The sequence below is a fragment of the Pseudonocardia sp. MH-G8 genome, from assembly GCF_002262885.1.
Classification (GTDB): Bacteria; Actinomycetota; Actinomycetes; order Mycobacteriales; family Pseudonocardiaceae; genus Pseudonocardia.
Window position 1 is genome coordinate 63,189 of sequence record NZ_NKYF01000033.1, and the last position, 10,890, is coordinate 74,078.

General features: G+C 73.8%; 11 protein-coding genes. 5 read left to right on the top strand and 6 right to left on the bottom strand.

Annotated elements, in window-relative coordinates:
* Positions 1–5: 5 nt before the first annotated feature.
* From CFP66_RS40960 to CFP66_RS40980, 5 genes are read left to right on the top strand one after another with little or no spacing between them, the layout of a single operon-like run.
* Entirely contained in the window at positions 6–1,250 is a 1,245-nt protein-coding gene (locus CFP66_RS40960; protein ID WP_094930759.1) for an aminotransferase class V-fold PLP-dependent enzyme, read from the top strand.
* Positions 1,247–2,551: a sugar ABC transporter substrate-binding protein gene (locus CFP66_RS40965; RefSeq protein WP_094930760.1), complete on the top strand. Its 1,305-nt coding sequence runs from the start codon at positions 1,247–1,249 to the stop codon at positions 2,549–2,551. Before CFP66_RS40960 ends, CFP66_RS40965 begins: the two co-directional genes overlap by 4 nt.
* A 2-nt stretch (positions 2,552–2,553) precedes the next feature.
* Entirely contained in the window at positions 2,554–3,531 is a 978-nt protein-coding gene (locus tag CFP66_RS40970; protein WP_094930761.1) for a carbohydrate ABC transporter permease, read from the top strand.
* Positions 3,528–4,364: a carbohydrate ABC transporter permease gene (locus CFP66_RS40975; RefSeq protein ID WP_094930762.1), complete on the top strand. Its 837-nt coding sequence runs from the start codon at positions 3,528–3,530 to the stop codon at positions 4,362–4,364. The genes CFP66_RS40970 and CFP66_RS40975 overlap by 4 nt, the downstream gene beginning before the upstream one ends.
* Positions 4,361–5,986 (top strand): hypothetical protein, encoded by a 1,626-nt coding sequence (locus CFP66_RS40980; protein WP_198962016.1) that lies wholly within the window; start codon positions 4,361–4,363, stop codon positions 5,984–5,986. Before CFP66_RS40975 ends, CFP66_RS40980 begins: the two co-directional genes overlap by 4 nt.
* On the opposite strand, the gene CFP66_RS40985 is transcribed toward CFP66_RS40980, so the two are convergent.
* The 6 genes from CFP66_RS40985 to CFP66_RS41010 form a co-directional block, all read right to left on the bottom strand.
* The gene (locus CFP66_RS40985) at positions 5,948–6,523 is read right to left on the bottom strand and encodes a hypothetical protein (protein WP_143517557.1); all 576 of its coding nucleotides are present in this window, start codon (positions 6,521–6,523) and stop codon (positions 5,948–5,950) included. The two genes, CFP66_RS40980 and CFP66_RS40985, sit on opposite strands and share 39 nt — an antisense overlap.
* The gene (locus CFP66_RS40990; protein ID WP_094930764.1) at positions 6,520–7,845 is read right to left on the bottom strand and encodes a DUF58 domain-containing protein; all 1,326 of its coding nucleotides are present in this window, start codon (positions 7,843–7,845) and stop codon (positions 6,520–6,522) included. Before CFP66_RS40990 ends, CFP66_RS40985 begins: the two co-directional genes overlap by 4 nt.
* Positions 7,842–8,855: a MoxR family ATPase gene (locus tag CFP66_RS40995; RefSeq protein ID WP_094930765.1), complete on the bottom strand. Its 1,014-nt coding sequence runs from the start codon at positions 8,853–8,855 to the stop codon at positions 7,842–7,844. Before CFP66_RS40995 ends, CFP66_RS40990 begins: the two co-directional genes overlap by 4 nt.
* Positions 8,852–9,376: a hypothetical protein gene (locus CFP66_RS41000; RefSeq protein ID WP_143517558.1), complete on the bottom strand. Its 525-nt coding sequence runs from the start codon at positions 9,374–9,376 to the stop codon at positions 8,852–8,854. Before CFP66_RS41000 ends, CFP66_RS40995 begins: the two co-directional genes overlap by 4 nt.
* On the bottom strand, positions 9,373–10,113 hold the full coding sequence (locus CFP66_RS41005; RefSeq protein ID WP_094930767.1) for a DUF4129 domain-containing protein: 741 nt from the start codon (positions 10,111–10,113) through the stop codon (positions 9,373–9,375). The genes CFP66_RS41000 and CFP66_RS41005 overlap by 4 nt, the downstream gene beginning before the upstream one ends.
* Positions 10,114–10,185: 72 nt before the next feature.
* Entirely contained in the window at positions 10,186–10,869 is a 684-nt protein-coding gene (locus tag CFP66_RS41010) for an MBL fold metallo-hydrolase (protein WP_158228419.1), read from the bottom strand.
* Between the last annotated feature and the right edge of the window lie 21 nt (positions 10,870–10,890).

Genomic DNA, 10,890 nt, shown 5'->3' on the forward strand with positions numbered 1-10,890 from the left:
GCCCCGTGAGCAAGACCGAGCTCGTCACCGCCCCGCGGCCGCTGCGGCTGCCCGACGGGCGGCCGGCAGGCGAAGCGTGGTCGCTCGACCCCGCGATCACGCACCTGAACCACGGCTCGTTCGGCGCCGTCCCGCTGGCCGCGCAGGAGCGGCAGGGCCGGTTCCGCGCGGAGATGGAGCGCGCTCCGGTGGTGTGGTTCCCGACGCTGCCGCAGCGGATCGCCGCCGCCCGCGTCGAGATCGCCGCCTTCCTGGGGGTGGCGGCCGATGACCTCGCCCTCGTGCCGAACGCCAGCGCCGGCATCAGCGCCGTCTACGCCGCGCTCCCCCGCCGCCGCGGCGGCGAGATCATCGTCACCGACCACGGGTACGGCGCCGTGACCATGGGCGCCGAGCGGCTCGCGCGCCGCTGGGGTGGCCGCGTCCGCACCGCCCGGGTGCCGCTGGACGCGGACGAGGAGCAGGCCTACGAGGCGGTGGCCGCCGAGCTCGGCGACGCCACGGACCTGATCGTGGTGGACCACATCACCTCCGCGACGGCGCGCCGCATGCCGGTGACGCGGATCGGCGCGGAGGCCCGGCGGCGCGGGGTCCCGCTGCTCGTCGACGGTGCGCACGCGCCCGGCCTGATCGCCGCCCCGCCGGCGGACGTGCCGTGCGACTTCTGGGTCGGCAACCTGCACAAGTGGGGCTGCGCGCCGCGCGGCACCGCAGCCCTCGTCGCCCGGGGCCCGCTGCGCGACCAGCTCCACCCGCTGATCGACTCGTGGGGCGCGGCCGAGCCCTACCCCGACCGGTTCGACCAGCAGGGCACGATCGACGCCACCAGCTACCTGGCCGCGCCCACGTCCCTCGACTTCATCGAGCGCACCTGGGGCTGGGACACCGCCCGCCGCTACATGACCGACCTCGCCGACTACGCGGAGCAGGTCGTCGGCGCTGCCTTCGCGGAGCTCACCGGCGACACCCGCCCCGTCGACGTCGGCATGCCGGTGCCCGGAATGCGCCTGGTGCGGCTGCCCGACGGCCTGGCCGACGACCGCGTGCCGGCCGACCGGTTGCGCGACCGGGTGGCCCAGGAGCTCGGCGTCGAGGCCGCGTTCACCAGCTTCCGGGGCGTTGCGTACATGCGCCTGTCCGCGCACGTCTACAACACCGCCGCCGACTACGAGCACTTCGCCGACGCCTGCGTCCCCGTTCTCGGCGAGTGGGCCCGCGCGGCCGCACAACCAGTGGAGGTCAGCCCATGAGAAGAAGAACGAAGGCAGCTCTCGCGCTCGGCGTGGCCGCCGCGATGGTCCTGCCCGGCTGTTCCGCCTTCGGCGGCGGCGACAGCGGGACGGTCACCCTCACGATGGTCGAGAGCCTCACGAACCCGACCCGCACGGACCTGCTCGACGGTCTCATCGCGGACTTCGAGGAGCAGCACCCGAACGTCGAGGTGAACCTGGTCTCGCCGCCCACCGAGCAGGCCGACCAGAAGATGCAGCAGATGCTCATGTCGGGCAGCGGCGTCGACGTGCTCGAGGTCCGCGACATCACCGTCGGGCCGTGGTCGACGAACGGCTGGCTGCACGACATGAAGGCCGACCTCGCGGACTGGGACGGCTGGCAGGCCATGACCGAGAACGCCGTCAACGCCGCCGACAACGGCGAGGGCAAGACCTTCTACGTGCCGTACGGCTTCTACGGTCTGAGCCTGTTCTACCGCGCGGACCTGATCGCGCAGGCCGGCTTCAGCGCGCCGCCCGCCACCTGGGACGAGCTGCTCCAGCAGGCCTCGGCGATCCACGATCCGGCCCAGCGCCGTTACGGCTACGCCTTCCGCGGGGGCAACAACGCCAACAGCAACGTCACGGCCGCCATCTCGGCGTACGTCGCCGACCGGATCGACCCCGCGAACGGTTTCCGGCTCCAGGACGGGAGCACGATCTTCTCCGCCCCGGAGGCGAAGGAGGCCGTCGAGACGTACTTCGCGCTGTTCCGGACGGCATCCGCGGAGTCGTCCGTCTCCTGGGGGTACCCGGAGATGGTCGAGGCCTTCTCCAACGGGTCCACCGCCTTCCTGCTGCAGGACCCCGAGGTGATCGCCACGGTCCGCGAGTCCCAGGCGATCTCGGAGGACCAGTGGACCACCGCCCCGCTGCCGACCGGCCCGAGCGGCAAGACCGTGCAGCCGCTGGCCAGCGCGGGCTGGGGCGTCGCCGCGGCGAGCACCCACAAGCCCGAAGCCGTCGAGCTGGTGAAGTTCCTCGCCGGAGGTGAGGCCGCGGCGAGCTTCGCCAAGGGCAACAGCCTGGTGCCGACCCTGACGTCGGCGGGCGAGGACGAGTTCTACCGGACCGGCCCGTGGGCGAGCTACGTGACCATGACCGAGAACCCGCAGACCTACCTCAACGTCACGCAGCCGCGCGGCGTCGCCTGGTGGACCGAGTGGGAGCAGAAGGCCGACACCGACGTGCAGCAGGTGCTGCTCGGCACGATGACGCCCACCGACCTGCTCGCCGAGTGGGACGCCTTCTGGACCCAGAAGTGGCAGCAGGGGGAGTAGGCGTGCCCGCCACGTCAGCGACGACGGAGCCCGCGGCGGGGCAGCGTTCCCCCGCCGGAGCCGCCCCACCGCAGGGAGGTGCGGGTCGCAAGCGCGAGTTCACCACCCGCCGCGGCCTGGTCATCGCCGCCTACACGGCTCCGGCCGCGATCTTCGTCGCGATCTTCACGTACTACCCCGTGATCGCGGGCAGCCAGATGGCCTTCCGCAACTGGAAGCTGTCGGACCTGACCGACACCTCGTGGGTGGGCCTGCAGAACTTCCGCGACGTCTTCGCCGACCCCGTCTGGGGCAAGGTCCTCGCCAACACCGCGGTGTGGGTGGTCGGCTCGATCGTGCCCCAGCTGGTGATCGGGTTCGCGCTCGCGCTGTGGCTGCGCCGGAAGTTCCGCTTCCGCGGCCTCTACCAGGCGCTGATCTTCTTCCCCTGGGCGGTCTCCGGCTTCCTCATCGGCATCCTCTTCCGCTGGCTGTTCAACGCCGAGTTCGGTCCGGTCAACGACCTGCTGCAGAAGGCAGGGCTCATCGAGCAGCCGATCGCGTGGCTGGCCGCCTCCGACACGGCGATGGTCGCCGTCGTGACCGCCAACATCTGGTATGGCGTCACGTTCTTCGCGATCATGATCCTGGCCGCGCTGCAGTCCATCCCCGACGAGCTGTACGAGGCCGCGGCGATCGACGGCGCCGGCCGGACGCGCACGCTGTTCCAGATCATCATCCCCTACATCCGCACCACACTGGTCCTGACCGTGCTGCTGCGGATCATCTGGACCTTCAACTTCCCCGACCTGATCTTCGGTATGACCGGCGGCGGGCCGAACAACGAGACGCACATCGTGACCACGTGGATGATCCAGACGACCCAGCAGGGCGACTACGGCAGGGCCTCCGCGCTCGGCCTGCTCATCGTCGCCGGGCTGCTGCTGTTCGCGATCTTCTTCCTGCTGGCCACCCGCGACAGGCGAGAGGTGAGGTCGTGATCGGCAACCAGACCGCGGCCGGCCGGACCACGAAGTTCGTCTTCCTGGGGCTGTGGCTGCTCTTCACCGTGTTCCCGCTCTACTGGATCGTGGTGACCTCGCTCAAGGAGCCCGGCGACGTCTTCGCCTGGCCCATCGCCTACTGGCCCGAGACGTTCTCGCTGGAGAACTACCGCGGCCTGTTCGACAAGGCCGACTTCGGCGTCTACCTCGTCAACAGCCTGGTCATCGCGAGCGTGGCCGCCGCGGCCGCCACGGTGATCGCGATGCTGTCCGGGTACGTGCTGGCCCGCTTCGAGTTCCGCACGAAGTCCGCGCTGCTGATGGCCGCCCTGGTCACCCAGATGATCCCGGCCTTCATCGCGCTGGGGCCGCTCTACCTGCTGATGACCGACCTGAACCTGGTCGACAACCGGTTCGGGCTCGTCCTCGTCTACATCGCCGTGTGCATCCCGTTCTGCACGGTGATGCTGCGCGGCTTCTTCGCCAACATCCCCGAGGCCCTCGAGGAGGCGGCGATGATCGACGGCCTCTCGCGGTTCGGGGCCCTGTTCCGGGTGCTGCTGCCCGTGATGCGGCCCGGCATCGTGGCCGCGTTCATCTTCAACTTCGTCAACTGCTGGAACGAGCTCTTCCTGTCGGTGACGTTGATGAACAGCGACAGCAACAAGACCATCCCCACCGCGCTGAACGGTTTCATCTCCAGCTTCAACATCGACTGGGGCTCGATGTCGGCGGCGGCCGTGCTCACCATCGCGCCCACCATGTTGCTGTTCGCCTTCGCCAGCCGCCACATCGTCCAGGGGCTCACCGCGGGCGCGGTCAAGGGATGACCGTGTTCACGATCGACGTACCCCTCCCCGACTCCGTCCACGTGGTCACCGGCGCCGGCGAGGCGCCCCGCTTCGCGTCCTCCGCGGGGGCCGGCCGCTGGACCGCGCCCGGCGTCGAGGTCACCGCGCACCGCGAGCCGGACGGCGGCGTACGGCTGACCGTGGGCGCGCCCGGTCCGCACGGGCTGTCGACGGTGGCGCTGCGCTGGCGCCGCCATCCCGGGGGCCGCCCGGCCCTCGTGCTCGGCGACGCGTGGGAACGGTCCTACGGTGAGCTGCAGTGGCGCGGCATCCAGCCGGATCGGCCGCTGCCCTGGTACTGGCTGGGCACCGACCCCGCCGCCGGCACCACCGCCGGCCTCGGGGTGCGCACCCGGGCGGGCGCCCTGTGCTGCTGGACGGTGGACGAGGACGGCACCACGCTCTGGCTCGACGTCCGCTCCGGGGGCCTGCCGGTGCTGCCCGGTGACCGGGAGTTGCACGCCGCCACCGTCGTCGGCGTCGCCGCCGACGGCACCAGCGCGTACGCGGCCCTGGGAGCGCTGTGCGCGGCCATGTCCCCGGACCCGCTGCTCCCCGAGGAGCCGGTCGTCGGCTGCAACAACTGGTACTACGCCTACGGCCGGGACTTCGGCCCCGACGCCGTGCTGCGCGACGCCGCGACGATCGCCGAGTACGCGGGCGACCACCCGGTGCGCCCGTTCTGCGTGGTCGACGACGGCTGGACCGAGGGCGGCGGCACCGCGCCGGGCGGACCGTGGGACGCAGGCCTGCCCGGGCTGTTCGACGACATGGCCGGCCTGGCCGCCGGTATCGCCGCGCAAGGCGCCCGACCGGGCCTGTGGTTCCGGCCGCTGCTGTCCCGCATCGAGACCGCCGGGATGCGGACCGACGTCGGCGCGCCGGGCAGGTTCCCCCTCGACCCGTCGCTCCCCTCCACCCTGGCCGGCGTGGCCGCCGACGTCGCCCGCTTCCGCGCCTGGGGTTTCGAGCTGGTCAAGCACGACTTCAGCACCTATGACGTCTTCGGGCGGTTCCACCCGGGCACGCCGCCCGAGATGCCCGAACCCGGTGTGCGGATGGCCGACCGCAGCCGCACGAGCGCCGAGGTGCTCGTGGCCCTCTACCGCACCATCGCCGAGGCCGCGGGCGACGCGCTGGTGATCGGCTGCAACACCGTCGGGCACCTGGCCGCGGGGCTCGTGCAGGTGCAGCGCACCGGGGACGACACCTCCGGGCGGCACTGGGAGCGCACCCGCCGGATGGGCGTGAACACCCTCGCGTTCCGGCTGGCCCAGCATGATCGCTTCTACGCGGTGGACGCCGACTGCGTGCCGTGCACGCCTGCCACCGAGTGGGCGCTCAACCGCAGGTTCCTCGACCTCGTGGCCCGGTCCGGCACCGCGTTGTTCGTCTCCGTCGACCCCGCCGCCCGCACCCCACAGGCCGACGCCGACCTCACCGCCGCCGTCCGGCTCGCCCTGGACGGCGGGCAGCCGGGCGGGATCGAGCCGCTGGACTGGCTCGACACCACCGCCCCGCGCCGCTGGCGCGCCGGGGACCAGGAACTGCGCTACGACTGGTCACAGCCCTGGGGGGCCTGGCCCACGCTCCCGCTCTAGGAGCAGCGGCACGATCAGCAGCACCGTGACGGCGACGAGCGCCACGCCCCCGGCGATCCCCGCCGCGGGCAGGACTACGCGCGCGCCGTCCGGGCCCGGCGCCAGGAGCGCGAGCGCGGCGAATGCCGCGGCCTGCACCGGGATCTGCACGGCGACGAACCGCAGCAGCGGGCGTCCGAGGACCGCCGCCTGCGCGCGGCCGCGCCGCGGGAGGGCGATCGCCTGCGCGGCGAGCACGTGGAGCAGGTGCAGGCCGGCGAGGAGCAGGAAGAAGCGCCCGTCCTGGGCGCTGGGCTGCTCCAGCAGTTGGGTGCCCGCGAGCAGGAGCAGCAGCACCCACGCCGTGGCCCACGCCGGGACGGCGACGGCGGCACCGAGGAGCCCGAGCCCGACGACGAGCCAGAAGCCCGGCGCCAGGCGCTCCAGGCAGAGCAGGACACCGACGACGCCCAGGGCCACCCGGACCACGGCCACGGGGAACCACGGGCCCATCGCCGGAAGCGGCCGGGCGCGCACCCGAGGCGACGAGTCGCTCACCGCCGGCCCCGCAACGGCCGGGACAGCACCGGTCGGCACAGCGTCCGCAGGCGCGCCTCGCGCGGGTCCCCCGGACCGTCGTCCTGCCAGCGCAGGATCTCCACACCCTGCGCCTGCAGGGACCGGATCCGGTCGCTGCGGTTCATCATCACGATCCGGTGGGCGAGCCGCTCCGCCCGGGTGGCCCGCGCGAAGCCCGGGGCGGGGAGCACGTCGACCGCGATCACCCGGTGCCCGCTGCCCGACCACAGCTCCGCCATGCGCGACGCCTCCTCGTCCAGGAACGTGGACAGCACGTAGACGAGCGCGTTCGCCGGGATCACCGGCGGCCGGCGCCTGCGGGCGCGCACGCCCGAGGGCCGGGTGAGCTCGATCGCGCGCAGCAACCGCCACAGGTGCCGCTGCCCGCCACCGGGGGCGATCATCCGGTCGGACCCCGCGAGGTCCTGGAACCCGACGCGGTCGCCGACGCGGAGGTAGCCGGCCGCGAGCGAGCCCGCGGCCTCCCGCGCGAGGTCGAGGGAGCTGATCCCCGTCGTGGTGCCCGCGCTCGGGCTCCACGAGGCCACCTGCTCGCCCAGGTCGTCGCCGCTGTCGAGGACGATGACGACCGTGGCGTCGGAGGTCGCGGCGGTGCGGCGCACGTACAGGTCACCGGCGAACCGGCCGCGCCGGGCGGTGGCCTTCCAGTCGATGCGGCGCAGCCGGTCCCCGGGCGCGAACGGGTGGACGTCGCGGAACTCGCCGCCGTCACCGGGTCGGGAGGACTCGTGGGTGCCGGTCAGCCCGCGCAGCCGCCCCGGCAGCGGCAGGTTCGCGAGCACCGCGTAGGGCACCGGGACGATGCGCTCCACACTCGACGGTCCCTGCGGACCGCCGAGGACCGCGGCGTCCGTGCCGAGCAGCCGGTGCTCCACACGCAGCACCTCGTGGCGTCCGGAGTGCAGCACGGGCAACCGCAGCGTGACGGGGCGGGCGCCGGCGGCCAGCACGATCTCCTGGGCCTCGCCGCCGAAGCTCGACACCCGCAGCGCGGCGCCGTCGACGCCGGGAGCGGGCGTGAGCGTCAGGACGGCTTCCAGCTCGGCGTCGCCGCGGGCGGGAGGAGCGAGGTCCACCGCCACGGTGCTGCTCCGGCCGTTGCGTCGCCGGTCCCGTGTCCGAGCGGCCACGACGACGAACGGCAGCGCGAGCAGGGCGACGTCGACCCGGGAGAGCACGAGTGCGGCCCCCGCGAGGACGACGGCGACGGCCACCACCGCGGTGCCGCTCCTGCTCAGCGCCCACTCCGTGGGCGACTCCGTCAGCTCACCTCCCGTCATGACACCGCGGCGGCCGCCGAGCGTTCGCCGACGGTCGGCGGTCCGGCCACCTCCCGGACGATCGAGGCCACGACGTCGGTGGCCGTCATCCCGCCCGCCCACGCCTGGGCCGTCAGCGAGAGCCGGTGCGCGAGCACGGGGACGGCGACGTGCTTGACGTCCTCCGGCGTCACGAAGTCGCGCCCGGCCATGACGGCCCGCGCGCGGGCGACGAGCATCAGCGCCTGCGAGCCCCGTGGCGACGCGCCGACCTGCACCGAGCGGTGCTCGCGGGTCGCGACCGCGAGGTCCACGCAGTAGCCGGCGACGTCCGGCTCGACATAGACGGTCTCGACCCCGGCCTGCATGGCCCGCAGCGTCGGCGCGTCGACCACCGCGTCCACGCCGGCGACCTCGTGGCGGCGCTCGACCCGGGCGAGCAGGACGCGCCGCTCCCCCGCGCGGTCCGGGTAGCCGACGGCGAGCCGCACCATGAAGCGGTCGAGCTGCGCTTCGGGCAGCGCGTAGGTGCCCTCGTACTCGATCGGGTTGGACGTCGCGATCACGTGGAACGGGGACGGCAGCGCGAAGCTCTCCCCCTCCACGCTGACCTGCCCCTCCGCCATCGCCTCGAGCAGCGCCGACTGCGTCTTGGGCGAGGTGCGGTTGATCTCGTCGGCCAGCAGGAGGCCGGTGAACACGGGTCCGCGCCGGAAGACGAAGTCGTTCGTCGCCGGGGCGTAGACGAACGAGCCGGTGATGTCGGCGGGGAGCAGGTCGGGGGTGCACTGCACCCGGCGGAACCCCAGGCCGAGGGCGGAGGCGAGGCTGCGGGCCGCGAGGGTCTTGCCGAGCCCGGGGACGTCCTCGAAGAGCACGTGCCCGCCGGCGAGGATGCTCGCGAGGGCGAGCTCGACGGCGTCGGCCATCCCGACCACGACCGTGCCGACCACGTCGAGGATCTCGTCGCTGCGCCGCGCGACCTCGTCGACCGCCAGCGGCACCGGGGCCTGGGCGGGGTCATCGGTCATGCCGGGTCTCCTTCTGCTGCGGGGGTGGGGTCGAGGCGGTCGAGCGCGTCGAGGCAGTGCTGCACCGCGCGCACGTGTGGAGGGCGGTTCGCGGGCAACGCGAGGGTGGCGTAGGCGGCCTCGCCGATCAGGTGCTCGATCGCGCGCCGGTCCCGCGGATCCCCCAGATCGAGCCCGCGGGGCGCGAGCCGGCGCCGGGCGATGTCCTGCACCGGGCGCAGCCCCGCGTGCGGGACGCGCCCGCGCTTCGGGCGCAGCGACCAGGAGAGCCGGGCGACGTCCCACCGCGCGCCCTCCTCCTGCAGCCCGGTGGTCTGCGGCCACGCCACGTCCCGGTGCGCCGGCAGCGCCGTCCAGCAGAGGCCCGCTGCCACCAGGACCAGCCCGGCCGTGGCGGCGTGCCAGGCGTCCAGCCCGACCACCCAGCACACCACGCTGACGAGCGTCGCCGCGGCGACGAGGAGCCCGACCCGGGTGCGGTGGCGGCCAAGCCCTCCTGTGTGCGGGAGCTCGGGGGTCACGAGGCGGGCCGTCGCGCCGCGCCGTCGTCCCACGTCCGGGCCAGGCCCGCGAGCGCCTCCCGGGCCTGTGCCACGTCCGCGGCGCTCACGGGGTGGTCGCCGAACCGGACGCGCAGGTAGAGGGCGAGCAACGACCGGATCGCGCGATCGTCGGCGAACACCCGTCTCATGATCCGCGCAGTGAACTCGGTGGGGGTCTCCGCGGAGCCGCGCACGATGCCCGAGTCCTCGGCCGTCTGTTGCAGGCCCAGCCAGGCCTTCAGCACCGCGTCGCCGGGCTCGCGCTCCTCGTCGAGGAGCCGCAGCGCCTCCTCCACCCCGCGGCGCAGGACCGGCGGCTCCGGCTCCGGCTCCGGGACGGGCTCGGGCTCGGGCTCGGGCTCGGGCGGTGGCGGCAGCAGCGGGCCGGTGGCCGGTACGCCGCTGGTCGAGCGGGGCGACCGGCGCGCGAGCCGGCGCCACACCAGCACGGCGACGAGCAGGACGACGGCCCCGACCGCGACCCAGAGCAGGATCCGGGACAGGTCGAACGAGCCGCCTGCACCCGGCGTCGCCGGTACCCGGGACGGCAGGGGCTGCGACGGGACGGGAGGTCGCGCCGGCATCGCGGCCGGCCCCGCGGTCCGATCCAGGCTCCAGCGCAGTCCGGTGAAGGTGGCCGTTCCCTGGCTCCCCGCGGCCACGACCACGACGAGCCCCAGCAGCGCGCCGAGCGCGACGGTGCGGCGTGACGTCACCCGAGCGGGCTCGGCACGGCGGCGCGGAGCGAGGCGGCGTTGCTCACGGATGCGACCGTACCCGCCCGCCCGTCAGCCGGGCTCGGCATCGTCTGCCTTCAGGATGTTCGGTGGGGGGATCAGCCGGCGGAAGGACTCCGCGGCTCGGGCCAGATCGGCGGACCCATTCGTCAGGACCAGATCCAGGTGCCCGGGCAGCAGCATGTCGACCGGAAGCTCCGCCAGTCTTTGGGACGTTCGGGCGTAGAGGTACGGGCTGCAGTCCGGGATCGGCTGGATCGAGACCCGTCCACCGCTGAAGATCGCGTCGCCCGTGCACAGCGCACGCCGATCCCCGTCGTCGACCAGGAAGCACAGGTGACCGTCGCAGTGCCCAGGCGAGGCGTGCACGGTCACCGACAGCTCCCCCACCTCGTGGCGGGCGCCGTCGGCCACCACCTCGTCCACGCGGCAGGCCGGATACCGGTAGTCGGCCGGGTAGACACCGGCCGCACGCGCGACTGCCACCTGAGTGCGGTCCTCGTCCCCGGCGCCCAGCGCCGCCGCGGTCTCGGCGCTCGCCAGCACGCGCACGTCCCGCCCCGCGCGCACTCCGGCCGCGCCACCTGCGTGGTCCGCGTGGTAGTGCGTCACGAGGACGTGCGACAGGCGGTCGAGGCAGCCGGTCGCCTCGATCCCCTCGAGGAGGCGCTCGGCAGCCAGCCCGGTCCCGCAGTCGATCAGCGCCGCCCCGCTCCCGCCATCGGCCACGTACACGTGGCAGTCGTACGCGGACCC

What these genes read in the sequence shown, in the direction of transcription:
- CFP66_RS40965 (WP_094930760.1), top strand. Translation starts at nt 1,247, where the DNA reads ATGAGAAGAAGAACGAAGGCAGCTCTCGCGCTCGGCGTGGCCGCCGCG.
- CFP66_RS40980 (WP_198962016.1), top strand. Translation starts at nt 4,361, where the DNA reads ATGACCGTGTTCACGATCGACGTACCCCTCCCCGACTCCGTCCACGTG.
- CFP66_RS40990 (WP_094930764.1), bottom strand. Translation starts at nt 7,845, where the DNA reads ATGACGGGAGGTGAGCTGACGGAGTCGCCCACGGAGTGGGCGCTGAGC.
- CFP66_RS40995 (WP_094930765.1), bottom strand. Translation starts at nt 8,855, where the DNA reads ATGACCGATGACCCCGCCCAGGCCCCGGTGCCGCTGGCGGTCGACGAG.